The organism is Pandoraea sp. NE5, from assembly GCF_024363545.1.
In the GTDB taxonomy this organism is placed as follows: Bacteria; Pseudomonadota; Gammaproteobacteria; order Burkholderiales; family Burkholderiaceae; genus Pandoraea; species Pandoraea cepalis.
Genome location: NZ_AP025517.1, coordinates 2,144,930 through 2,168,858 on the forward strand (window position 1 = coordinate 2,144,930; position 23,929 = coordinate 2,168,858).

The 23,929-nt window shown below is 60.8% G+C and carries 16 protein-coding genes, 2 tRNA genes and 3 rRNA genes; 11 read left to right on the forward strand and 10 right to left on the reverse strand.

Going from position 1 to position 23,929, the window contains the following annotated elements; translation table 11 throughout:
- Positions 1-230 precede the first annotated feature (230 nt).
- From trpE to rpe, 3 genes are all read right to left on the reverse strand, one after another.
- A complete protein-coding gene (trpE, locus tag PanNE5_RS09810) occupies positions 231-1,736 on the reverse strand; it encodes an anthranilate synthase component I (RefSeq protein WP_017233182.1) in 1,506 nt (501 codons plus the stop codon).
- Between the two features lie 385 nt (positions 1,737-2,121).
- Entirely contained in the window at positions 2,122-2,838 is a 717-nt protein-coding gene (locus PanNE5_RS09815; RefSeq protein WP_150563384.1) for a phosphoglycolate phosphatase, read from the reverse strand.
- Entirely contained in the window at positions 2,835-3,515 is a 681-nt protein-coding gene (gene rpe, locus PanNE5_RS09820; protein ID WP_017233185.1) for a ribulose-phosphate 3-epimerase, read from the reverse strand. The genes PanNE5_RS09815 and rpe overlap by 4 nt, the downstream gene beginning before the upstream one ends.
- A 202-nt stretch (positions 3,516-3,717) precedes the next feature.
- Here rpe and apaG point away from each other — a divergent pair, with 202 nt between their 5' ends.
- Entirely contained in the window at positions 3,718-4,092 is a 375-nt protein-coding gene (apaG, locus tag PanNE5_RS09825) for a Co2+/Mg2+ efflux protein ApaG (protein WP_017233186.1), read from the forward strand.
- Positions 4,093-4,119: 27 nt separating this feature from the next.
- Here the strand turns inward: apaG and PanNE5_RS09830 are convergent, their stop codons facing one another.
- Entirely contained in the window at positions 4,120-4,371 is a 252-nt protein-coding gene (locus PanNE5_RS09830) for a hypothetical protein (RefSeq protein WP_017233187.1), read from the reverse strand.
- On the opposite strand from PanNE5_RS09830, the gene PanNE5_RS09835 reads away from it, so the two are divergent.
- Entirely contained in the window at positions 4,370-5,512 is a 1,143-nt protein-coding gene (locus tag PanNE5_RS09835) for a murein transglycosylase A (RefSeq protein ID WP_017233188.1), read from the forward strand. The genes PanNE5_RS09830 and PanNE5_RS09835 overlap by 2 nt on opposite strands.
- 74 nt (positions 5,513-5,586) lie before the next feature.
- Here the strand turns inward: PanNE5_RS09835 and paaK are convergent, their stop codons facing one another.
- The 5 genes from paaK to paaN form a co-directional block, all read right to left on the reverse strand.
- Entirely contained in the window at positions 5,587-6,882 is a 1,296-nt protein-coding gene (gene paaK / locus PanNE5_RS09840; protein ID WP_017233189.1) for a phenylacetate--CoA ligase PaaK, read from the reverse strand.
- A gap of 93 nt (positions 6,883-6,975) precedes the next feature.
- On the reverse strand, positions 6,976-7,434 hold the full coding sequence (gene paaI, locus PanNE5_RS09845; RefSeq protein ID WP_174975133.1) for a hydroxyphenylacetyl-CoA thioesterase PaaI: 459 nt from the start codon (positions 7,432-7,434) through the stop codon (positions 6,976-6,978).
- Between the two features lie 32 nt (positions 7,435-7,466).
- A complete protein-coding gene (paaG, locus tag PanNE5_RS09850) occupies positions 7,467-8,249 on the reverse strand; it encodes a 2-(1,2-epoxy-1,2-dihydrophenyl)acetyl-CoA isomerase PaaG (RefSeq protein WP_017233191.1) in 783 nt (260 codons plus the stop codon).
- Positions 8,250-8,302: 53 nt separating this feature from the next.
- On the reverse strand, positions 8,303-9,505 hold the full coding sequence (gene pcaF / locus PanNE5_RS09855) for a 3-oxoadipyl-CoA thiolase (protein WP_017233192.1): 1,203 nt from the start codon (positions 9,503-9,505) through the stop codon (positions 8,303-8,305).
- Between the two features lie 109 nt (positions 9,506-9,614).
- Positions 9,615-11,309 (reverse strand): phenylacetic acid degradation protein PaaN, encoded by a 1,695-nt coding sequence (gene paaN / locus PanNE5_RS09860; RefSeq protein ID WP_017233193.1) that lies wholly within the window; start codon positions 11,307-11,309, stop codon positions 9,615-9,617.
- A 532-nt stretch (positions 11,310-11,841) separates the two neighbouring features.
- Here paaN and PanNE5_RS09865 point away from each other — a divergent pair.
- The 8 genes from PanNE5_RS09865 (at position 11,842) to PanNE5_RS09900 (ending at position 20,334) form a co-directional block, all read left to right on the forward strand.
- A complete protein-coding gene (locus PanNE5_RS09865) occupies positions 11,842-12,618 on the forward strand; it encodes an enoyl-CoA hydratase (RefSeq protein WP_017233195.1) in 777 nt (258 codons plus the stop codon).
- A gap of 84 nt (positions 12,619-12,702) precedes the next feature.
- Positions 12,703-13,506 carry a basic amino acid ABC transporter substrate-binding protein gene (locus PanNE5_RS09870; protein WP_261939690.1) on the forward strand — a complete coding sequence of 268 codons (804 nt, stop codon included), beginning with the start codon at positions 12,703-12,705 and terminating at the stop codon, positions 13,504-13,506.
- A 576-nt stretch (positions 13,507-14,082) separates the two neighbouring features.
- Positions 14,083-15,615: ribosomal RNA gene (locus PanNE5_RS09875) — 16S ribosomal RNA — on the forward strand.
- Positions 15,616-15,679: 64 nt separating this feature from the next.
- Positions 15,680-15,756, forward strand: a tRNA-Ile gene (locus PanNE5_RS09880).
- A gap of 112 nt (positions 15,757-15,868) precedes the next feature.
- A tRNA-Ala gene (locus PanNE5_RS09885) sits at positions 15,869-15,944 on the forward strand.
- A 291-nt stretch (positions 15,945-16,235) separates the two neighbouring features.
- Positions 16,236-19,113, forward strand: a 23S ribosomal RNA gene (locus tag PanNE5_RS09890).
- Positions 19,114-19,245: 132 nt separating this feature from the next.
- Positions 19,246-19,358: ribosomal RNA gene (gene rrf, locus PanNE5_RS09895) — 5S ribosomal RNA — on the forward strand.
- The 16S, 23S and 5S rRNA genes sit together here with 2 tRNA genes alongside, the layout of an rRNA operon.
- Before the next feature lie 133 nt (positions 19,359-19,491).
- Positions 19,492-20,334 (forward strand): DUF3047 domain-containing protein, encoded by an 843-nt coding sequence (locus PanNE5_RS09900; RefSeq protein ID WP_261939691.1) that lies wholly within the window; start codon positions 19,492-19,494, stop codon positions 20,332-20,334.
- 90 nt (positions 20,335-20,424) lie between these two features.
- Here the strand turns inward: PanNE5_RS09900 and PanNE5_RS09905 are convergent, their stop codons facing one another.
- On the reverse strand, positions 20,425-21,621 hold the full coding sequence (locus tag PanNE5_RS09905; protein WP_261939692.1) for a M20 aminoacylase family protein: 1,197 nt from the start codon (positions 21,619-21,621) through the stop codon (positions 20,425-20,427).
- A 214-nt stretch (positions 21,622-21,835) separates the two neighbouring features.
- Here PanNE5_RS09905 and PanNE5_RS09910 point away from each other — a divergent pair, with 214 nt between their 5' ends.
- On the forward strand, positions 21,836-23,911 hold the full coding sequence (locus tag PanNE5_RS09910; protein ID WP_261939693.1) for a molybdopterin-dependent oxidoreductase: 2,076 nt from the start codon (positions 21,836-21,838) through the stop codon (positions 23,909-23,911).
- Positions 23,912-23,929 lie beyond the last annotated feature (18 nt).

Sequence of the window (23,929 nt, forward strand, 5' to 3'; positions counted from 1 at the left end):
GACGGACACTCCACTATAGCGCGGCGACGCCGCAGGGCGTATGCGGGAGGGGGTGAAAATGGCGAACGCTTGTGCTAAATCAACAAGGGCTCCGAGTCGAGGTTCGATTCGGAGCCCTGCTTATTCCGCTATTGCACCCGGCCGATATTACCGAGGCCGCTGCGTCTCAAACGGGCACAGGCGTGACATCGGTGCGGCGGCGCGGCGCCTGGAAGGCTGCGCCGCACGGATCAGTATTCGGCGTCGAGGCCGTCCTGCACCTGCTCGGCCGCCCGCAGCACGGCGCGCGCCTTGTTTTCCGTCTCTTGCCATTCGGATTCGGGCACCGAATCGGCCACGATGCCGGCCGCGGCCTGCACATAGAGATTGCCGTCCTTGACGACACCGGTGCGGATTGCGATGGCGACATCCATTTCGCCGCCGAACGAGAGGTATCCCACGGCGCCGCCGTAAAGGCCGCGCTTGACGGGCTCGAGTTCGTCGATCAGTTCCATCGCGCGAACCTTCGGCGCGCCGGTGAGCGTGCCGGCCGGGAACGTCGCGCGCAGTACGTCGATATTCGACAGCCCCGGTTGCAGCCGGCCTTCCACCGAACTCACGATGTGCTGCACGTGCGAGTATTTCTCGATCACCATCTTGTCGGTGACTTCGACGGTGCCGGTTTGGGCGATGCGGCCGACATCATTGCGCGCCAGATCGATGAGCATGACGTGCTCGGCGATTTCCTTCGGATCTCCAAGCAATTCGGTGGCCAGTTCGGCGTCGCGCTCGGGCGTGGCGCCGCGCGGACGCGTGCCGGCAAGCGGGCGAATCGTCACGATTTCCTGCTCGCCGTCGGGCGTTTGCCGACGCTCCTGTCGCACGAGGATCTCGGGCGATGCGCCGACCACCTGGAAGTCGCCGAAGTTATAGAAGTACATGTACGGCGACGGATTGAGCGAGCGCAGGGCACGGTAAAGCGAGAGCGGGGCATCGCGATACGGCTTGATGAGACGTTGGCCCACTTGCACCTGCATCAGCTCGCCGGCGGCGATGGCGTCCTTGGCCTTGGCCACGGCTGCGAGGTAGTCCGGCTTGGCGAATTCGCGGAAAGTTTCGGTGCGCACGCTGCCGGACGTGACCGGCGCGTCGACCGGCGCCTTCAAACGAGTGCGCAGCTCGCGCAGACGCAGGCGAGCCTTCGAAAACGCTTCGGGCTGGGTCGGGTCCGCATAGATGATGAGGTAGAGCTTGCCGGTCAGATTGTCGATCACGGCGAGTTCTTCGGTGAGCAACAACTGGATGTCGGGCAGGTTCAGGTCGTCGTGCGGGGTGGTGTGCGCCAGTTTCTTCTCGATGTAGCGCACGGCGTCGTAGCCGAAGTAGCCCGCGAGACCGCCGCAAAAGCGCGGCATGCCCGGGCGCAGGGCCACCTTGAAGCGTGCCTGGAACTCGGTGATGAACGCCAGCGGGTCGCCGTCGTGCGTCTCGACGACGACGCCGTCGCGCACGACTTCGGTCTTCGGGCCGAAGCTGCGCAGCAGCGTGTGGGCCGACAGGCCGATGAACGAGTAGCGGCCGAAGCGCTCGCCGCCGACCACCGATTCGAGCAGGAAGGTGTTCGCGCCGCGCCGGTCGCCCAGCGCGAGCTTCAAATACAGCGAGAGCGGCGTGTCGAGATCGGCCAGCGCCTCGGCGATCAGCGGAATGCGGTTAAAGCCTTGGTTGGCCAGCGATTTGAATTCGAGTTCGGTCATTTTGCACTCTGCCTGCAAGTTTGCCGGCGGGCGTTCCCGCAAATTCGGCGTGGATTGGCGTTGAGAATACCTGAGTCGTGTCGGGGTGGGGGTGCTGACCCACGTCGAGCTTCGTGAACGCGCGCGCACCGGCAATGCGATGGCGCTTGCCGCGGCTCGGCGAACCCGCGCACTGTGCGAGACAGCGCGCCGAGGTATGACGTCTTGGGAACAACAACGATGCAAGAAACGGGTTGCCGAAGACGAACTTCAGCGGTCCCGGCCACCCCTTGGAAGGGTTCAGCAGGACCAGCGTCGCCAGGGCCAGGCCCCCCGGTCGATCACGCTCAGACTCCGTTTCTTGTTCAGGAACATGCGCTTGAATGCAGTGTGGAAGATGGCGAACTCAGCTCGCCAGTGCGGGCGCAGCCTTGGGCAAAATCGCCCGGGCGGCGCCCAGAATGGAGCCGACTATACCATCCGTGTCGATCGTTTGTACAGATTCGCCATGGTTGTAGCCATATGGCACGGTCAACGACCGGCAGCCGGCCGCGCGGGCCGCCTGGGCGTCGTTGCCCGAGTCCCCGACCAGCACGGCTTGCGCCGGCGACACGCCGAAGACTTCGCACGCCTTGACGAGCGGCATCGGGTCCGGCTTGCGCCTGGGCCACGAGTCGCCGCCATACACCAGGTCGAACTGATCGGTCAGGTCGTAATGCGCGAGCAACGCGACCGCGAAGCGATGCTGCTTGTTGGTGATGCAGGCCACGGGCAGACCGGCGGCGCGCAAGGCGGCCAGTCCTTCGCGCACTTCGGGATAAAGCGTCGTGTGCGCGCCGTTGATCGACGTGTAGACGGCTTCGTACTTGTCCTGTGCCCGTTCGAACAGGCCGTCGATCTCCGCGTCGGCGAAACGCTCGGCGAGGGTCTTGCGGATGAGATTGGCGGTGCCCTTGCCGACAAACGTCATCAGGCGCTCGGTCGGCACCGGTGCTACGCCCAGATCGGCCAGCATGGCGTTCAGCGCCATGCCGAAGTCGCCCGCCGTGTCGACGAGCGTGCCGTCGAGGTCGATCAACACCGCGCGAATGCCGTCCAGCTGGAGGTCTTGGGTATCGGTCATGCCACGCTCGCCAGTTGGGCGCGCATCTGGTCGATGACCGCCTTGTAGTCGGGTTTGCCGAAGATGGCGGAGCCGGCGACGAACGTGTCCGCCCCGGCGGCCGCGATCTCGGCGATGTTCTCGACCTTCACGCCGCCGTCGATTTCCAGACGAATCTCGTGACCGGTCTCGGCCGTGTAGGCGTCGATGCGGGCACGCACGGCGCGCAGTTTGTTGAGCGCTTCGGGAATGAACGATTGGCCGCCGAAGCCGGGGTTCACCGACATGATGAGCACCATATCGAGACGATCCATCACGTGGTCGAGGTAATGCAGCGGCGTACCCGGGTTGAATACGAGACCCGCTTTGCAACCGTGGTCGCGAATCAGGGAAAGCGTGCGGTCGACATGTTCCGACGCTTCCGGGTGGAACGTGATCAGGTTCGCGCCGGCCTTGGCGAAATCGGGCACGATGCGATCGACTGGGCGTACCATCAGATGCACGTCGATCGGCACGTCCACGTGCGGGCGGATCGCCTCGCAAACCATCGGGCCGATGGTCAGGTTGGGAACGTAATGGTTGTCCATCACGTCGAAGTGAATCCAGTCGGCGCCTGCCGCCACGACGTTGCGGACTTCTTCGCCCAGCCGGGCAAAGTCGGCGGACAGGATGCTGGGGGCGATACAGAATTGCGTCATGGCGGGCGGGGGAAGGGCGTCAAAAGCGACATTTTAAAGCTTTCGCATGATGCCTGCCGGCCGTGGGCCGAACCGGCGGGCGCCGATACCCTTCGAATCGGTCGCCGACTGGCGTGTTTGCCGGTTGCGACCCGCGACGACTTGCCGCAGAATGCGTTGCAAAACGCCACCAGAGAGCCCGCATGCGCTACAGGAACACCCGATGAGCCAGTATGAATTTACCGTCACAGTGCGCCCGCAATACCTCCCGGAGCAATCGGAACCGGATCGCCGGCAATTCGCCTTTGCCTACACGATCACGATTCGCAACAGTGGGGAAGTGCCGGCACAACTGATCTCGCGCCATTGGGTGATTACCGACGGCGATAACCATGTGCAGGAAGTCAACGGCCTGGGCGTGATCGGGCATCAACCGTTCCTGCAGCCCGGTGAGCAGTTCGAGTATACGAGCTGGGCGATGGTCGCCACGCCGATCGGCACCATGCGCGGCGAGTACTTTTGCGTGGCCGAGGATGGCACGCGTTTCGACGTTCCCATCGCCGAATTCGCGCTGACCATGCCGCGCACGTTGCACTGAGCCGGGCATGCGCGCATCGTTCGGACGTCAGCGGCGGTCGTCGGACCAGTCTTCGCGTTTGAGCGGATCGTCGGCCGCGCCGGCGGCCGCGTCCCGATCGCGCGAATCCACTGGGTCGACGGTATCGCTCGGCATCGGCCGGATCGCCCGCATCGGGCGAACCCTGCGTTGGGGCGACGGCTTGCGACGCATCACCACAATCGCGGCGACGATCGCGATCGCCAGCAACACCTCCGGCAAGACCAGCAAGGCCGGATATTCATCGAACAGATTACCCATGACGCTCTTCCTGACGAAGTTCGGGCGGTGGCGCGCCGGCCGGGGCCTGGCGTTCGCCGCGTTTGCCGCATTGCTCTACGGTTGTTCGAGTGTGCCTCCGACGAGCACGTCTCGTCCAGGTACGCCACCGTCGACCGTGGCCACGCCGCCCTCGGGCGCGGGCCGCATGCAGCCCGTGTCGTGGTCGCAGGTCGACGGGTGGCAGGACGACTCGCTCATCGGCGCGCGCCTCGCGCTCGCCCAGAGCTGCGTGAAGCTCGGCCGTCAAACCAACTGGCAACCTGCGTGCCGCGCGTCCGAGCGTATCGACGATCTGGATCCGGCTGCGGTTCGGCAGTTCTTCGAACAATACTTTACGCCGTTTCGCATCGCGAACGCCGACGGCACGCAGACGGGCCTGATCACGGGCTACTACGAGCCGTTGCTGCACGGCTCGCGCGTGCGTGGCGGCGTGTATCAGACACCGCTTTACAAATGGCCCACCGGGCGTCGCGCCGGATCGCTGCCCGCGCGCGCCGAACTCATGCGCAGCGGCATTCTGCGCGGCCACGAGCTGGTGTACGTTGACGATCCGGTCGAGGCCTTCTTCCTGCAGGTGCAGGGCTCGGGGCAGGTATTGCTCGACGATGGCACGATCATGCGCGTGGGCTACGCGGGCAACAACGACCAACCATACAAGTCGATCGGACGCTGGCTGATCGATCATGGCGAGATCACGCCCGCGCAGGCGACGATGCAGGGGATTCGCGCGTGGGCGCGTGCCAATCCGTCGCGCGTCGATGCCTTGCTCGATGTGAACCCGCGTTTCGTCTTTTTCCGCGAGATGCCGAATCACGGCGTGGGCGGTATCGAGGGGCCGGTGGGCGCCTTGGGCGTGCCGCTCACGGCGGAGCGATCGATCGCCGTGGATCCGGCCTCGATCCCACTTGGCAGCCCGGTGTTCCTCGCGACCACGCGCCCGCCGTTCGGTGCCCAGGCGAATACCCCGATCAACCGGTTGATGTTCGCGCAGGACACCGGCAGCGCCATCAAGGGCGGCGTGCGCGCCGATTTCTTCTGGGGGCTGGGCGACGACGCCGGCGATCTGGCCGGGCGGATGCGCCAGAGCGGCCGTATGTGGGTGTTCCTGCCCAATCAGTGAGCGTCGAGCGTCAACGAAAAAGCCCGCGAATCGATCACGGGCTTTTTTTCATCGTGACGGACCACGGCCGGCGCTTATCGCACCCGCTTATCCAAAACGCGGCGTGCCTTGCCCACCGAGCGCTCGATGCCGCCGACCGGCTTCACGCGCACCGCGCACGACACGCCGATGAGCGTCTTGATGTCGCGCTTGAGTTCGCCGCCCGCCGATTGCAGCGCCGTGTCGTCGTGGCAGCCGACGGCTGCCTCGACTTCAACGGCCATCGTGTCCATCGGGCCTTCCTTGTCCAGGATGATCTGATAGTGCGGTGAGAGCAACGGCTGGCGCAGCAGCAGTTCCTCGATCTGCGACGGGAAGACGTTCACGCCGCGAATGATCATCATGTCGTCGGAGCGGCCGGTGATCTTCTCCATGCGGCGCATCGTGCGCGCCGTGCCCGGCAGCAGGCGCGTGAGATCGCGCGTGCGGTAGCGGATGATCGGCAGCGCTTCCTTCGTGAGCGAGGTGAACACCAGTTCGCCGAACTCGCCGTCGGGCAGCACTTCTCCGGTCACCGGATCGATGATCTCGGGGTAGAAGTGATCTTCCCAGATCGTCGGGCCGTCCTTGGTCTCGGCACATTCGCTGGCGACTCCGGGGCCCATCACTTCCGACAGACCGTAGATGTCGACCGCGTCGATGCCCATGCGCTTCTCGATGGCCGAGCGCATGTCGTTCGTCCACGGCTCGGCGCCGAAGATGCCGATGCGCAGCGACGATTCCGCCGCCACCAAGCCTTGACGCTCGAGTTCGTCGGCGATCGCGAGCATGTAGCTCGGCGTGACCATGATGATGTCGGGCTTGAAATCCTGAATCAGTTGCACCTGCTTCTCGGTCTGGCCGCCGCCGAACGGGATCACGGTCAACCCGGCACGCTCGGCGCCGTAGTGCGCGCCGAGACCGCCCGTGAACAGGCCGTAGCCGTAGCTGACGTGCACCTTGTCACCGCGACGCGCGCCGGCGGCACGGATCGAGCGCGCCACCAGATCGGCCCACGTGCTGATGTCGTTGGCCGTGTAGCCCACGACCGTCGGCTTGCCGGTGGTGCCCGACGACGCATGCACGCGCGAGACCTGCTCCATCGGTACGGCGAACATGCCGAACGGATAGCTGTCGCGCAGATCCTGCTTCGTCGTGAACGGGAACTTGGCCAGATCGGCCAGCGAGGTCAGATCGTCCGGGTGGACGCCGGCCTCATCGAACTTGCGGCGATACACCGGCGAATTCTCATAGGCATGCCGCAACGTCGTCTTCAGACGGTCGAGCTGAAGGGCGCGCAGTTCGTCGAGGCTCGCTTTCTCGATCGGCTCGAGCGGCAAGGCGGTGGTCATGACTGTCTCCTTGGGACTGGCTACTTACTAATACTCACTGATACGTGTGTGACTCGCGAACCCGTGCCTGGATGCGCGTGCTGCGGGGCCGTGTCAGACGACGCTGCCCTTGATCTGCGCGGACTTGCCGCGGAACATCGCGACGGCTTCGCCGGCCGAGTTCGTCAAGCGAATGTCGTAGATCCCGTGACGCCCCGAGAGCACCTGCTCCTGTGCCTCGGCCGTGAGCGTGTCGCCCCCCGAGACCGGCTTCAGGAACTCGATGCTGCACCCGGCGGCGACCGTGTTGATGTTGTAGCTGTTGCACGCGAAGGCAAAGGTCGAGTCGGCCAGCGTGAACATCAAGCCGCCGTGGCAGATGGCGTGGCCGTTGAGAAATTCGTCGCGAATACGCATCGTCATGCGCGCATAGCCCGGGCGCACTTCCTGCAACTCCATGCCGAGCCACTGGCTCGCGCGGTCGCTGCGGTACATCGATTCGCCCGTGGCGCGGGCGAGTTCTTCCGGTGTCATCTCACTGGTTGCCTTGGGGGCGGGGGAGGTCAGGCTCATCGTGTCTCTCGTGTTGTTATGGTGTCGGTCGATCAGCGGCCTTCGAACTTCGGCGCGCGCTTCTCCAGAAACGCGTTCACGCCTTCGGCATAGTCGTACGAGGCGCCGAGTGCGCGCTGTCCGTCGCGTTCGAGATCGAGTTGCTGGTCGAGCGTGTTGGTGGCCGAGGCATACAACGCTTCCTTGATCGTGGCGAGCGCCTTCGTGGGTTGCAACGCCAATTGCGCGGCGAGTTTCTGTGCTTCGGGCAGGAGCGCGTCATCGTCGACGCAGCGCCAGATCAGGCCCCACTGCTCGGCTTGTTCGGCCGAGAGCTTGTCGCCGAGCATCGCCAGTCCCATCGCGCGCGCCATGCCGACACGTTGCGGCAGGAACCACGTGCCGCCGGTGTCGGGCAGCAGACCGATCTTCACGAACGCCTGCAGGAAGTTGACCGACGCCCCCGCAAGCACAATGTCGCAGGCAAGCGCCAGATTCGCGCCCGCGCCCGCCGCGATGCCGTTCACTGCGGCAATCACCGGCAGCGGCATCGCGCGCAGCTTGCGCACGAGCGGGTTGAAGTTTTCGTCGATCAGCGCCCCGAGATCGGTCGAGGCCCCCGGCGTGAAGTCCAGATCCGCCAGATCCTGCCCGGCGCAGAAGCCGCGGCCGGCACCGGTCAGCACAATGGCGCGCGCGCCTTGTGCCTGGGCGGTATCGAGGGCATCGCGCAACGCCGCGTGCATCTCCCGCGTGAAGCTGTTGAGCTTCTCGGGGCGGTTGAGCGTGATCGTCGCGACGTTGGCTTGCAGCGTCAGTTGAACCGTGGCGGTCATCGGTGTCTTCCTCGGGGTGTCGTGATATCGAATGAGCGGAACAGGGCTGGCGATCAGAGGCGCTCGATGGCGATCGCGATGCCCTGGCCCACGCCGATACACATCGTGCACAGCGCGTAGCGTCCGCCGGTTCGGTGCAACTGATACATCGCCGTGGTGACCAAACGCGCACCCGAGGCACCCAGCGGGTGGCCCAGCGCAATCGCCCCGCCGTTCGGGTTCACGCGGGCGTCGTCGTCGGCAACGCCGAGCTGACGCAACACCGCCAGACCCTGGCTCGCGAAGGCTTCGTTCAGTTCGATCACATCGAACTGATCCAGCGTCATGTTCAATTGGCGCAGCAGCTTGAGCGTGGCCGGGGCCGGGCCAATGCCCATGATGCGGGGGGGCACGCCGGCGGTCGCCATGCCGAGCACGCGCGCGCGGGGCGTGAGGCCGTGCAGCTTGGCGGCGCTCTCGCTCGCGAGCAACAGCGCGCATGCGCCGTCGTTCACGCCGGAGGCATTGCCCGCGGTCACGGTGCCGTCCGCACGGACCACGCCCTTGAGCTTGGCCAGCGCTTCGAGGCTCGTGGCGCGCGGATGCTCGTCACGGTCGACGACGATCGGATCGCCCTTCTTTTGCGCGATCGAGACCGGTGTGATTTCCTGCGCGAGCGTGCCGTCGGCCTGTGCGCGCGCCGCCTTCTCCTGGCTGCGCACGGCGAAGCGGTCCTGATCTTCGCGGCCGATCTTGAAGTCGTCGGCGACGTTTTCGGCCGTCTCCGGCATCGAATCCACGCCGTACTGCGCCTTCATCAGCGGGTTGATGAAACGCCAGCCGATGGTCGTGTCGAAGATGGCGGCCTGGCGCGAAAACGCACTGTCGGCCTTGCCCATTACAAATGGCGCGCGGGTCATCGATTCGACGCCGCCGGCGATCATCAGTCCGGCTTCGCCCGCCTTGATGGCGCGTGCGGCCGTGCCGATGGCGTCCATGCCCGAGCCGCACAGGCGGTTGAGCGTGGCGCCCGGCACGTCGATCGGCAACTCAGCGAGCAGCGATGCCATGCGGGCCACGTTACGGTTGTCTTCGCCGGCCTGATTGGCGCAACCGTAGATGACATCGTCGATCAGGGTCCAGTCGACGTTCGGGTTGCGCGCCATGAGCGCCTTGAGGGGAACCGCGCCGAGGTTGTCGGCGCGTACGTCCTTCAGGGCACCGCCGTAGCGGCCGATGGGGGTGCGGATCGCGTCGCAGATGAAAGCTTCGGTCATGATCGTTCGTTCCTGTCTTGACTTGGGGCGGGGCTTGCAAGGCGTGTCCGGCGGCGCGCGCAGCGCAAGGCTTCCCGTTCCCTTCTCTATATATAGATGTATCGGAGGCTCAGGCAGCGCCGGCGTCGGACTTGGCCGGCACATGGTGGCGGCTTTGCACGACACGGAAGCGATTCGCGACGAAGGCGGCGTCGGCCAGGCTCGCGTTGGCGGCCGGGTTGCCGCCCGTGCCGTGGTAATCCGAGTAGGCTGCGGATTGGTTCACGAACACGCCGCCCGTCAGGTTGAGCGACAGGGCCACGCGCCCTTCGATGGCGGCGTCGAGCGCCTGGGCCTCGCCCTCGGCGGACGTCGTATACGCCGACAGTGTGAGTGCGCCATGGTCGGCGGCGGTGCGTCCGGCCAGGGCGAACGCCTGGGCGCTGTTGTCCACGGCGATCACAAAGGCGATCGGGCCAAACCATTCGCGCGTGTAGGTGGCGTCGTCGGCCACATCGAGCGCGACGATCAGCGGCGTGCGCACACGGGCGTCGGCGAAGGCCGGGTGCTGGAGCGTCTGGCTGTCGAGCACGACGCGGCCGACCTTGCGGGCGTCGTCGATGCGAGCCAGCACGCCTTCGTTCTGAATCGCGCCGAGCAGCTCAACGGCCTTGGCCGGGTCGCTGCACGTCTTCTGCACGCTGCCCGCGATGGCGGCGACCACTTCCTCGAACGACACCTTGCCGTCGGGCGTCTGGATGCCGTCGCGCGGAATGTAGATGTTCTGGGGCGCGGTGCACATCTGGCCCGAGTACAAGGCCAGCGAGAAGCCAATGTTGCGGGCCATGCCCTTCAGGTCGTCCGTCGAATCGATCACGATCTGGTTCACGCCGGCCTTCTCGGTGTAGACCTGCGCCTGACGCGCGTGGGTCTCCAGCCAGTCGCCGTTGGCGGTGCTGCCCGTGAAGTCGATCACGCGCACTTCACCGCGCGTGGCCAGTTGCTGGACGATGGCGCCGTCGTTCGGGTTGGTGGCTGCGAGCGTCACGACATCCGGATCGAAACCGGCGTCGCGCAGGACCTCACGCGCGATCTTCACCGTGATGGCGAGCGGCAGGATCGCGCCCGGATGCGGCTTGACGATCACGGCGTTGCCGGTGGCCAGGCTGGCGAACAGGCCCGGATAACCGTTCCACGTCGGGAACGTGCAGCAGCCGAGCACCAGCGCCACGCCGCGCGGCACGACCGTATAGCGCTTTTCCATGGCGAGCGGCGGGTTCTTGCCCTGCGGCTTTTCCCAATAGGCGCCCGCCGGGATGCGGCGCAGTTCGTCCCATGCGTAGGCCACGGCTTCGAGGCCGCGGTCTTGCGCGTGCGGGCCGCCGGCCTGGAAGGCCATCATGAACGCTTGGCCCGTCGTGTGCATCACGGCATTGGCGATTTCAAAGCTGCGCGCGTTCAGGCGGTTGAGAATTTCCAGCGATACGCCGACCCAGGCGTCCGGGGTGGCGGCGCGCCAAGCCTTGTGGGCGTCGCTCACGCGGGCGAGCAGGGCGTCGATCTCGAAACCGGGATATGTCGTGCCGAGCGCGAAGCCGAACGGGGAGACCTCCTGGCCGACGCTACCCGTGCTGCCGCGCTGTTCCAACGGGAAGGCGGCATTCAGATACTGTTTGAAAGCGGCTTCGCCGTCGGCGGCGGCCGTCTCGCCATAAGCACGCGGACTCGGCATTTCCGTAAACGGGCTCCAGTAACCACGCGTGGCGATGGCCTGAAGGGCGCGCTCGAGAGTCTCTTGGTGTTTGGCGAAGAGGGGATGAGTCATGGTTGTGGATCTGTCCGTGTCGGGATGCGGCTGGCGGATTCGCTGTCTGCCGACGGGCGGCAAGACGCAGGTGACGGCACCGGGTCGTCGTCGATCACTTTCATCGACATTAATTAACCGACCGGTTGGTTTGTTAATATAGCACCAAATCTTCCGGGCGTGGCACACGATGATGCCGGGTTTTCCCCAACGGCTTTGGTGGCGTCCCGAGAGTTGAGCTTAGGCGGTGGCGATGACGGTGATGAGGCTGTGCCCCGGCTGTCGTGGCGGTGACTCGGCGCGGAGCGCGGGTCGTCTGCTTGGCGGAACGCCAGGTGCATGGCCAGGGGATCGATGGCATCATGCCTAACCACTGCAGTCGACGCCTGGCGGGTCTTGTTACCCCTGCTCGCCGTGTGCGCCGCAGCGCTGTTGCGAACCAACGGTGTGTCCATCGCCTGATGCCTGTTTCCGGTGACTGCCAGGGTATCGATCTCCTGAGTGCGCCGGCCCCCGAAACAAAAGACGAGACTTTGACTGGAGGAAGAAGAGGATGACGTACGAGAATATTCTGGTGGAAACGCGCGGCCGCGTCGGCCTGATCACGCTGAATCGTCCGAAAGCGCTCAACGCGCTGAACGATGCGCTGATGGACGAACTGGGCACCGCGCTCACGGCGTTCGATGCCGACGAAGCCATCGGCTGCATGGTGATTACCGGTAGCGAGAAGGCGTTCGCTGCGGGCGCCGACATCGGCATGATGTCGAAATACACCTTCGCGGATGTATTCAAAGGTGACTACATCACGCGCAACTGGGAAACGGTGCGCCGCATTCGCAAGCCGGTCATCGCGGCCGTGTCGGGTTTCGCGCTCGGCGGCGGCTGTGAACTGGCGATGATGTGCGATTTCATCATCGCTGCCGAGAATGCCAAGTTCGGCCAGCCGGAAATCAAGCTTGGCGTGATCCCGGGCGCCGGCGGCACGCAGCGTCTGACGCGCGCCGTATCGAAAGCCAAGGCCATGGACATGTGCCTGACCGCGCGTTTCATGGACGCCACCGAGGCCGAGCGCGCTGGGCTGGTATCGCGCGTGGTACCGCTCGAGACGCTGCTCGACGAGGCGATCGGCGCGGCCAATACCATTTGCGAATACTCATTGCCGGTCGTGATGGCGGCGAAGGAAGCCGTCAACCGCGCATTCGAGTCAACGCTCGACGAAGGCGTGCAGTTCGAGCGCCGGATGTTCCATTCGCTGTTCGCGCTTGAGGATCAGAAGGAAGGCATGGCCGCGTTTGTCGAGAAGCGCAAACCGGTTTTCAAACATCGCTGATTCTGGCGTGCTGTACCGTGACGACCTCCTGCGGGGAGGTCGTCCTATGATAGGCTGCCGGTTTTTTCAGCAAGGGACAAAACAATGTCGATCAACCGACGCACATTTGCGCTGGCCTTAGTCGTGGCCTCGGGGCTGCTGTTGGGTGCCTGCGGGAAGAAGGAGGAATCGGCGGCGGGCCGGTCGGCGGGAGCGGACGGCGCGCAGACGGTGTACGTCGTCGGCACGGATGCCGCCTACGCGCCATTCGAATTCGAAACCGATACCCGGCAGATTGCCGGCTTCGACATCGATGTGATGAAGGCGGTCGCGGACAAGGCGGGCATCTCCGTGCGTTTCGTCAATACGCCGTTCGAGGGCATCTTCAATTCGTTGGTTCAGGGCGATAGGGACATTCTGATTTCGGCGATCACGATCACCGACGAGCGTCGTAAGCAGATGGATTTCTCGGCGCCTTACTTCGAGGCGTCGCAGTTGATTGCCGTGCCGCTGAACTCGACCGTGCAGAAATTCGACGATCTGAAGTCCCTCAAGGTGGGCGTGCAGACGGCCACCACGGGCGACGAGGTGGTGCAGAAGCTCATGGGCAAGAACAATCCGTCGGTCAAACGCTTTGAAGGCACGCCGCTCGCCATGAAGGAGCTGGAGGCCGGCGGTGTCGACGCGGTGGTGGCGGACAACGGCGTCGTGGTGAACTTTGTTGCCCACAACCCGGATGCCAAGCTGCGTACGGTCTCCGATAGCAGCTTTCCCAAGGAGTATTACGGGATCGCAGTACGCAAGGGGGATGCCGAGTTGCTGGGCAAGATCAACAAGGGGATCGAGGCGATCAAGGCGGACGGGACATATGACGCCATCTTCGCGCGCTACTTCGGCAAGAAGTCCTGAGGTCTGTCATACCAAGGCATTTGCGGGCGCCGTGATCATTTAAAGAAACCCCGTCACGTATCGTGACGGGGTTTTTTCATGGGTTTTCAAATTATTTTCACAAAGGGCTTGCCAGGGTACGGGGTTTTCACTAATATTCCGTCTCTCGCAACGACGGCGACGCAGCGAAAGCGGCGAAGCGGTGGGGGCGACGGGCTGGAAAGCCCGGTGGTTGGTGGTTTTGGAGCTTGTGAGTCGCTACGGCGACGAGCGAAGAAGGCGAAAAAAACTGTTGACGACGACGAGAAGCTACGACATAATCTTGCTTCTCTGCTGCAGATGCAGCGACGCAGAAAACGAAGCGACGGCGCGGTAAGTGTGCGACGAAGCGAAGTTCGATGCGATTGATCTTTAAAAACTAGACAACCGATAAGTGTGGGCACTCGATGAATGGTGCGTCTGCTTCGGCAGATAAGCTTTAAATTTATTGAGGCTCACATAAGTAATAGGTAAGTTAAGTAATTAACTTGTCAGCATACTTTGAGAGCGACCGGTTCGAGTGATTTATCACGAAAAACCGAAAACAGTAACAGGTTTAAACTGAAGAGTTTGATCCTGGCTCAGATTGAACGCTGGCGGCATGCCTTACACATGCAAGTCGAACGGCAGCACGGGTGCTTGCACCTGGTGGCGAGTGGCGAACGGGTGAGTAATACATCGGAATGTACCTTGTAGTGGGGGATAGCTCGGCGAAAGCCGGATTAATACCGCATACGCTCTGAGGAGGAAAGCGGGGGACCTTCGGGCCTCGCGCTACAAGAGCAGCCGATGTCAGATTAGCTAGTTGGTGGGGTAAAAGCTCACCAAGGCGACGATCTGTAGCTGGTCTGAGAGGACGACCAGCCACACTGGGACTGAGACACGGCCCAGACTCCTACGGGAGGCAGCAGTGGGGAATTTTGGACAATGGGCGAAAGCCTGATCCAGCAATGCCGCGTGTGTGAAGAAGGCCTTCGGGTTGTAAAGCACTTTTGTCCGGAAAGAAATCCTCTGGGTTAATACCTCGGGGGGATGACGGTACCGGAAGAATAAGCACCGGCTAACTACGTGCCAGCAGCCGCGGTAATACGTAGGGTGCAAGCGTTAATCGGAATTACTGGGCGTAAAGCGTGCGCAGGCGGTTTTGTAAGACGGATGTGAAATCCCCGGGCTTAACCTGGGAACTGCATTCGTGACTGCAAGGCTAGAGTATGGCAGAGGGGGGTAGAATTCCACGTGTAGCAGTGAAATGCGTAGAGATGTGGAGGAATACCGATGGCGAAGGCAGCCCCCTGGGCCAATACTGACGCTCATGCACGAAAGCGTGGGGAGCAAACAGGATTAGATACCCTGGTAGTCCACGCCCTAAACGATGTCAACTAGTTGTTGGGGATTCATTTCCTTAGTAACGAAGCTAACGCGTGAAGTTGACCGCCTGGGGAGTACGGTCGCAAGATTAAAACTCAAAGGAATTGACGGGGACCCGCACAAGCGGTGGATGATGTGGATTAATTCGATGCAACGCGAAAAACCTTACCTACCCTTGACATGTACGGAATCCTGCTGAGAGGTGGGAGTGCTCGAAAGAGAACCGTAACACAGGTGCTGCATGGCTGTCGTCAGCTCGTGTCGTGAGATGTTGGGTTAAGTCCCGCAACGAGCGCAACCCTTGTCCTTAGTTGCTACGCAAGAGCACTCTAGGGAGACTGCCGGTGACAAACCGGAGGAAGGTGGGGATGACGTCAAGTCCTCATGGCCCTTATGGGTAGGGCTTCACACGTCATACAATGGTCGGTACAGAGGGCTGCCAAACCGCGAGGTGGAGCTAACCCCAGAAAACCGATCGTAGTCCGGATCGCAGTCTGCAACTCGACTGCGTGAAGCTGGAATCGCTAGTAATCGCGGATCAGCATGTCGCGGTGAATACGTTCCCGGGTCTTGTACACACCGCCCGTCACACCATGGGAGTGGGTTTTGCCAGAAGTAGGTAGCCTAACCGTAAGGAGGGCGCTTACCACGGCAGGATTCATGACTGGGGTGAAGTCGTAACAAGGTAGCCGTAGGGGAACCTGCGGCTGGATCACCTCCTTTCTAGAGCATGCACTGGAAGTTGAGTGTTCACGCTTATCGGTTGTTGACTGCGTAGATCTAAGTCGGGTCTGTAGCTCAGGTGGTTAGAGCACCGTCTTGATAAGGCGGGGGTCGAAGGTTCAAGTCCTTCCAGACCCACCAAACTCTTTCCACCGACGCCTGGTAGAAAGAAATCTGGCTGAGGCAAGGCACAAAAGGCCGCCGCATACATCGGTATGTAAGGTTTTTTGTAACGCCGCATCAGACTGATTTGGGGGGCATAGCTCAGCTGGGAGAGCACCTGCTTTGCAAGCAGGGGGTCGTCGGTTCGATCCCGTCTGCCTCCACCAATTCCTTAGATCGCACATCGATGTCAGTCAAAAGCTTTTACGTCTGTAGTAAATCCCAATAGTGATTTAGCGTGAACGTTTTTGAATGACAGCAATGTCATGCAGTATTTGTTCTTTAACAATTTGGAAGAAGTAGTAGTACAACGGAAGCGCGTTAGAGATGGCGCGTGGAAATTGTACGGGTTGTGATTGTATCAACTAGTATTTAAGTGATCGAAAGATGACTTGGAATACGGCACAACGCGAAAACTCAACCTATAGGGAATGTGCCGAAAGACACACTCGTTATAGGGTCAAGCGAATAAGTGCATGTGGTGGATGCCTTGGCGATTACAGGCGATGAAGGACGCGATAGCCTGCGAAAAGTTGTGGGGAGCTGGCAAATAAGCTTTGATCCACAAATGTCCGAATGGGGAAACCCGGCCCTTTGGGTCATCCTAGACTGAATACATAGGTCTAGTGAAGCGAACGCGGCGAACTGAAACATCTAAGTAGCTGCAGGAAAAGAAATCAACCGAGATTCCCAAAGTAGTGGCGAGCGAAATGGGACCAGCCTTCAAGATTTAGCACCGGTGTTATCAAAACGGAATGGAAAGTCCGGCCATAGTGGGTGATAGCCCCGTATGAGAAAACCCTGGTGTGGAACTAAGCTTGAGAAAAGTAGGGCGGGACACGTGAAATCCTGTCTGAAGATGGGGGGACCATCCTCCAAGGCTAAATACTCGTAATCGACCGATAGTGAACCAGTACCGTGAGGGAAAGGCGAAAAGAACCCCGGGAGGGGAGTGAAATAGATCCTGAAACCGCATGCATACAAACAGTAGGAGCCTCGCAAGGGGTGACTGCGTACCTTTTGTATAATGGGTCAGCGACTTACATTCAGTGGCAAGCTTAACCGAATAGGGAAGGCGTAGCGAAAGCGAGTCCGAATAGGGCGTTCAGTCGCTGGGTGTAGACCCGAAACCAAGTGATCTATCCATGGCCAGGTTGAAGGTGCGGTAACACGTACTGGAGGACCGAACCCACTAATGTTGAAAAATTAGGGGATGAGCTGTGGATAGGGGTGAAAGGCTAAACAAACTTGGAAATAGCTGGTTCTCTCCGAAAACTATTTAGGTAGTGCCTCGTGTATCACCTTCGGGGGTAGAGCACTGTCATGGTTGAAGGGTCCATTGCGGATTACTTCGCCATAGCAAACTCCGAATACCGAAGAGTGCAATCACGGGAGACAGACATCGGGTGCTAACGTCCGGTGTCAAGAGGGAAACAACCCAGACCGCCAGCTAAGGTCCCTAAATATTGCTAAGTGGGAAACGAAGTGGGAAGGCTAAAACAGTCAGGAGGTTGGCTTAGAAGCAGCCACCCTTTAAAGAAAGCGTAATAGCTCACTGATCGAGTCGTCCTGCGCGGAAGATGTAACGGGGCTAAGCAATATACCGAAGCTGCGGATGCGAGCTTGCTCGCATGGTAGGAGAGCGTTCTGTAAGCCTGTGAAGGTGTCTTGTGAAGGATGCTGGAGGTATCAGAAGTGCGAATGCTGACATGAGTAGCGATAAAGGGGGTGAAAGGCCCCCTCGCCGTAAGCCCAAGGTTTCCTACGCAACGTTCATCGGCGTAGGGTGAGTCGGCCCCTAAGGCGAGGCAGAGATGCGTAGCTGATGGGAAGCAGGTTAATATTCCTGCACCGTCGTATGATGCGATGGGGGGACGGATCGCGGAAGGTTGTCCGGGTGTTGGAAGTCCCGGTCCCTGCAGTGGAGAAGGCGCTTAGGCAAATCCGGGCGCGTAATTCAAGGCTGTGGGGCGAGTACCTTCGGGTACGAAGCAATTGGAAGTGGTTCCAAGAAAAGCCTCTAAGCTTCAGTCATACGAGACCGTACCGCAAACCGACACAGGTGGGCGAGATGAGTATTCTAAGGCGCTTGAGAGAACTCGGGAGAAGGAACTCGGCAAATTGGTACCGTAACTTCGGGATAAGGTACGCCCTTGTAGCTTGACTGGCCTGCGCCAGGAGGGTGAAAGGGTTGCAATAAACTGGTGGCTGCGACTGTTTAATAAAAACACAGCACTCTGCAAACACGAAAGTGGACGTATAGGGTGTGACGCCTGCCCGGTGCCGGAAGATTAAATGATGGGGTGCAAGCTCTTGATTGAAGTCCCGGTAAACGGCGGCCGTAACTATAACGGTCCTAAGGTAGCGAAATTCCTTGTCGGGTAAGTTCCGACCTGCACGAATGGCGTAACGATGGCCACACTGTCTCCTCCCGAGACTCAGCGAAGTTGAAGTGTTTGTGATGATGCAATCTACCCGCGGCTAGACGGAAAGACCCCATGAACCTTTACTGTAGCTTTGCATTGGACTTTGAACCGGTCTGTGTAGGATAGGTGGGAGGCTTTGAAGCAGGAACGCTAGTTTCTGTGGAGCCGTCCTTGAAATACCACCCTGGTTTGTTTGAGGTTCTAACCTAGGTCCGTAATCCGGATCGGGGACAGTGCATGGTAGGCAGTTTGACTGGGGCGGTCTCCTCCCAAAGTGTAACGGAGGAGTACGAAGGTACGCTAGGTACGGTCGGAAATCGTGCTGATAGTGCAATGGCAAAAGCGTGCTTAACTGCGAGACTGACAAGTCGAGCAGGTGCGAAAGCAGGTCATAGTGATCCGGTGGTTCTGTATGGAAGGGCCATCGCTCAACGGATAAAAGGTACTCTGGGGATAACAGGCTGATACCGCCCAAGAGTTCATATCGACGGCGGTGTTTGGCACCTCGATGTCGGCTCATCTCATCCTGGGGCTGTAGCCGGTCCCAAGGGTATGGCTGTTCGCCATTTAAAGAGGTACGTGAGCTGGGTTTAAAACGTCGTGAGACAGTTTGGTCCCTATCTGCCGTGGGCGTTGGAAGTTTGAAGGGGGCTGCTCCTAGTACGAGAGGACCGGAGTGGACGAACCTCTGGTGTACCGGTTGTCACGCCAGTGGCATCGCCGGGTAGCTATGTTCGGAAGAGATAACCGCTGAAAGCATCTAAGCGGGAAACTCGCCTTAAGATGAGACTTCCCTGGGAACTCGATTCCCCTTAAGGGTCGTTCAAGACCAGGACGTTGATAGGTCAGGTGTGGAAGCGCAGTAATGCGTTAAGCTAACTGATACTAATTGCCCGTGAGGCTTGATCCTATAACCAGTGTGTTTTTCCTGGTGTGAGTGTCGTGCAGTGTGCCGATACAACTCGCAACCCAACCAATGTAGTACTACGCTTCTTCCAAATTGGTTTTTCTGAGCCCCGCTCAGCAGAACATACAAGTTATGCCTGATGACCATAGCGAGTTGGAACCACCCCTTCCCATCCCGAACAGGACCGTGAAACAACTCCACGCCGATGATAGTGCGGATACCCGTGTGAAAGTAGGTAATCGTCAGGCTCCCCCTAAAAACCCCTTGCTAACTCGTGTAGCAAGGGGTTTTTGCTTTTCTGGGAAATTCCGTCTGGATCGATATCCATTTCTCGCTTAGCATTTGGCCACGGGGTTAGTGGAAGTTCGGAGAGCGAAACAGGTGGTCAATCAGGATCGAAGCAAGCGCCATGCAAGATGGCGTGCGGGAGCGGCGTGGGTTGTAACCGCCATAGTTATCTTGGGGATTGGTGGATGTACGTTGCCGGGAACCTCGTCGAAACATGCCTCGGCATTGCCTTCGTCGGTACAAAGCGATGACATTGCTCCCCTTTCCGCTGCCGTGAATCCGGAGGGTTTGCCCCCGCGCTGGGAGACGTATCTCGTCACCCGCAACAAACGGCTCACCCATTACGAACAGACGATCGATAGCCAGGGCATCGCGGTGATTCGCGCCTCGGTCGACAAATCTGCGTCCGGCATCGCACAGACGCTCGACATTCCTGTGTACCCAGGCGCCAAGCTGACGTGGCGCTGGCGAGCGGATGCCATCCCCGCGAGTGCCGATATTCGCACGAAGGCATTCGATGACGCACCCGTTCGCATCGCCCTTGCGTTCGATGGCGATCCCGCAAAACTGACCATGCAAGATCAACTGCATCGCGAATTGGCGCGTATGGTCAGCGGTCGTGACTTACCGTTTGCGACCCTGATGTACACCTGGGGTGATGATAAATTCTCGGTGGACGATGTCGTCACCAATCCTTATACCGGTCGTATTCGCTCCCTCGTTGTCGAGCGCGGTGACGAGCACCTTGGAAGATGGCAGACGTATTCTCGCGATATCGCCAGGGATTATGAGAAAGCGTTTGGCGAGCCTCCAGGGCGTCTGATCGGTATTGCAATCATGAGCGACGGCGACAATACTCGATCGAAATTTACCGCATGGTACGGTGACATTCGTCTCGAAACGGAGGGTGTTCCCACGACAACGGCCGCGAAATAACGCGATCTCATTCGCATCAAAAGCGAAAAAGCCGGCAAGTGATACTTGCCGGCTTTTCTTATTCTCGCCCGAACGCAGGGATCAGGCAGCTTACGGATTGCGTCCAAAATAGGTCTCGACCAGCTTGACCCAGTACGTGCCGCCAAGCGGGAGCAGATCGTCGTTGAAATCATAACTGGCATTGTGCAGGTTGCACGGACCCAGGCCATGGCCGGTGTCCCGGTGCGTGCCATCGCCGTTTCCGATGAACACGTACGCGCCCGGCTTCTTCAGGAGCATGAACGAGAAGTCCTCCGCCCCCATCGTCGGTTCCACCGTGTCGTTGACGTTCTCGTTGCCGACCACCTCGCGCATCACGTCGGCACACAGCGCTGCCATGCCCGGATCATTGATCGTCGGCGGGTAATTGCGAAGGAATTCAATGTCCGCCGAGCAGCCGAACCCCTTGGCCACGAATTCGGCAATCTCTCGCAGACGTGTCTCAATGAGATCCAGGACCTCGATCGAAAACGTGCGAACCGTGCCGCCCAACCATGCCACATCGGGAACCACGTTTGTGGTGTCGCCCGCATGGATCTGGGTAATGGAGAGCACTGCGGCGTCGATCGGCCGCTTGTTGCGCGTGATGATGCTCTGCAACGCCTGCGCTACCTGCACAGCCGCAATCACTGGATCGATGCCGGCATTCGGAATGCCCGCATGGGTTCCCTTGCCGCGAAGCGTGATCTTGAATTCATTGCTCGAGGCCATCATGGGACCCGGCGTCACGGCGAACGTACCGGTCGGCGCGCCCGGCCAGTTGTGCATGCCGAACATCGCCTGCATGGGGAAGCGCTCGAACAGTCCGTCCTTGATCATCTCACGCGCGCCGCCGCCGCCTTCCTCGGCTGGCTGGAAAATCAGGTAGACGGTGCCGTCGAAATGGCGATGCGTCTGGAGATATTTCGCGGCGGCAAGCAGCATGGCCGTGTGACCATCGTGACCGCAGGCGTGCATCTTGCCCTCATGCTTCGACGCGTGCTCGAACGTATTCGCCTCACGAATCGGTAGCGCATCCATATCGGCGCGCAGGCCGATCGCACGCTCGCTGCTGCCTTGCTTGATGATGCCGACGACGCCGGTTTTACCGAGTCCGCGATGAATGGGGATACCCCATTGGGTCAACGTATCCGCCACCACGTCCGAAGTACGCTTCTCTTCGAAGCACAGTTCGGGATGCGCGTGAATATCACGTCGGATGGTCTGGAGTTCGCCACGAGCGGCGTCGATTTCTGGAATGAGCTTCATGTTTGGGTTTCCTGCGGGGCGCAATGGTCCATCTTACCCCTAATGACCTGGTCTGGCACCTTGGAGCAGAAACGTCCGATCGCTGCGCCAGACACGTCTGGAAAATGTCGCAAGCGACCGTGGCGCGGGGTGAGGCGGGGGGGAACGTAATACAATGTCGTCAACGTCGCGCCGTTGGCGGTCGCGGCAATTTCGTAAAGAGAGGAGTCGTTTCATGACGACCAACACCCGCGTCGTTCGGGCCGCATGCCCGCATGACTGTCCCGATACGTGCGCCATGCACGTTACAGTGGAAAATGGCGTCGCTATCAAGGTCCAGGGCGATCCGGACCATCCGACGACCAAGGGTGTCTTGTGTACGAAAGTCTCTCGATACACTGAACGAACCTATCATCCGGATCGCTTGTTGCATCCGCTCAAGCGCGTCGGACCGAAGGGGAGCGGGCAATTCGTGCCAGTCAGTTGGGATGAGGCGCTTGACGAGATCGCCTCGCGACTGGGGGCGATTGCGGCACGCGAGCCCGAAGCGATTCTCCCCTACAGCTATGCTGGCACGATGGGATTCGTCCAAGGCGAATCGATGGCGGCAAGGTTCTTCAACAAGCTCGGCGCGTCCGACCTCGATCGCACGATCTGTGCGAGCGCCGGCGCCGCGGGGCTGCGCTACACGTACGGCGCTGGTGTCGGCATGCACGTCGAACACTTTGTCGACAGCAAGCTGATTCTCATCTGGGGCAGCAATCCGATTACGTCGAGCGTGCATTTCTGGGCCATCGCGCAGGAAGCCAAGCGTCGCGGTGCGAAGTTGATCGCCATCGATCCCTATCGTTCGCTCACGGCGGAAAAGTGCCATCAGCACATTGCCTTGCTGCCAGGCACGGACGCGGCGCTGGCATTGGGCATGATGCATGTCCTGATCGATGAAGATCGCGTTGATCACGAATACATTGCGCGACACACGGTGGGCTACGCGCAGCTCAAGGAGCGCGTACGACGCTACACGCCGGCCCGCGTCGCGGAAATTTGCGGTATCTCCGAAGACACAATCACGACGTTGGCGCGCGAGTATGCGAACGCGAAGCCCGCGGCGATTCGTCTGAACTACGGCATGCAGCGAGCCAGAGGCGGCGGGCAGGCGACCCGCGCGGTCGCCTGCCTGCCGGCGCTGATCGGCGCGTGGCGCGATCCGGCGGGCGGGCTGCTGATGTCGGCGTCGGGTTACGCACCCGTTGATTCGGTGGCGCAGGCACGGCCCGATCTGCGGCCACATCAGGAAAAGCCGGCCCGCGTGGTGAACATGAGCGCGATCGGTGATGCCCTTTGCCATCCGGGCGACGATTCGTTCGGGCCGAAGATCGAGGCGCTGGTGGTCTACAACAGCAATCCAGTGGCGGTGGCACCGGAGTCGGGCAAGGTGGCGGCGGGCTTCGCCCGGGAAGATCTCTTCACCGTGGTGTTGGAGCATTTCCAGACCGATACTGCCGATTATGCGGACTTCGTGCTGCCGGCAACGACGCAGCTCGAGCATCTGGATATCCACAAGGCTTACGGCCATACCTATCTGCTGGCGAATAATCCGGCCATTGCGCCGCTCGGCGAAGCCAAGCCCAACTCGGAAATCTTTCGTCTGTTGGCGGGGCGCATGGGATGGCAGGAGGCTTGTTTCTCCGATACCGACGATCAATTGGCCGCGCAATCCATTCGCTGGGACGATGCTCGCATGGCAGGGGGTGACTGGGAGACCCTCAAGCGTGATGGGTGGATCCGATACGATCTGCCGGACGCGCCCTTTGCGAACGGGCAGTTCTACACGCCGTCGGGCAAGTGTGAGTTTTATTCCGAGCGCATGCTGCAGGAAGGTTTCGATCCGCTACCCGACTGGGTGCCGCCGTACGAATCGGTGGCGAGCAATCCGGATCTGGCGGCACGCTATCCCCTGGCAATGATTTCACCGCCCGCCCGTCACTTCCTGAATTCGAGCTTCGTGAACGTCGATAGCCTGCGTGCCTCGGTGGGAGAGCCGACGCTCGATATTCATCCCGCGGATGCCGCGCCTCGAGGCATTGAGAATGGCGGCGATGTGCGAATCTTCAACGATCGAGGCATCTTGAGCGCAAAGGCTCGGGTGACGGAGAAGGCACGTGAAGGCGTCGTGGTGGGTCTGTCTATCTGGTGGAAGAAACTCGCTCCGGACGGCAAGAATGCCAACGAGGTCACCAGCCAGCAGCTGACCGATCTGGGACGAGCGCCAACGTTCTACGATTGCCTGGTCGAAGTCGCGCCGGCATAAGACCGGTCGTCACGCCTG

Bases quoted from the DNA above. Each gene is read 5' to 3' on its own strand.
- trpE (WP_017233182.1), bottom strand. From the start codon at position 1,736: ATGACCGAACTCGAATTCAAATCGCTGGCCAACCAAGGCTTTAACCGC.
- PanNE5_RS09815 (WP_150563384.1), bottom strand. From the start codon at position 2,838: ATGACCGATACCCAAGACCTCCAGCTGGACGGCATTCGCGCGGTGTTG.
- rpe (WP_017233185.1), bottom strand. From the start codon at position 3,515: ATGACGCAATTCTGTATCGCCCCCAGCATCCTGTCCGCCGACTTTGCC.
- apaG (WP_017233186.1), top strand. From the start codon at position 3,718: ATGAGCCAGTATGAATTTACCGTCACAGTGCGCCCGCAATACCTCCCG.
- PanNE5_RS09835 (WP_017233188.1), top strand. From the start codon at position 4,370: ATGACGCTCTTCCTGACGAAGTTCGGGCGGTGGCGCGCCGGCCGGGGC.
- PanNE5_RS09830 (WP_017233187.1), bottom strand. From the start codon at position 4,371: ATGGGTAATCTGTTCGATGAATATCCGGCCTTGCTGGTCTTGCCGGAG.
- paaK (WP_017233189.1), bottom strand. From the start codon at position 6,882: ATGACCACCGCCTTGCCGCTCGAGCCGATCGAGAAAGCGAGCCTCGAC.
- paaI (WP_174975133.1), bottom strand. From the start codon at position 7,434: ATGAGCCTGACCTCCCCCGCCCCCAAGGCAACCAGTGAGATGACACCG.
- paaG (WP_017233191.1), bottom strand. From the start codon at position 8,249: ATGACCGCCACGGTTCAACTGACGCTGCAAGCCAACGTCGCGACGATC.
- pcaF (WP_017233192.1), bottom strand. From the start codon at position 9,505: ATGACCGAAGCTTTCATCTGCGACGCGATCCGCACCCCCATCGGCCGC.
- paaN (WP_017233193.1), bottom strand. From the start codon at position 11,309: ATGACTCATCCCCTCTTCGCCAAACACCAAGAGACTCTCGAGCGCGCC.
- PanNE5_RS09865 (WP_017233195.1), top strand. From the start codon at position 11,842: ATGACGTACGAGAATATTCTGGTGGAAACGCGCGGCCGCGTCGGCCTG.
- PanNE5_RS09870 (WP_261939690.1), top strand. From the start codon at position 12,703: ATGTCGATCAACCGACGCACATTTGCGCTGGCCTTAGTCGTGGCCTCG.
- PanNE5_RS09905 (WP_261939692.1), bottom strand. From the start codon at position 21,621: ATGAAGCTCATTCCAGAAATCGACGCCGCTCGTGGCGAACTCCAGACC.
- PanNE5_RS09910 (WP_261939693.1), top strand. From the start codon at position 21,836: ATGACGACCAACACCCGCGTCGTTCGGGCCGCATGCCCGCATGACTGT.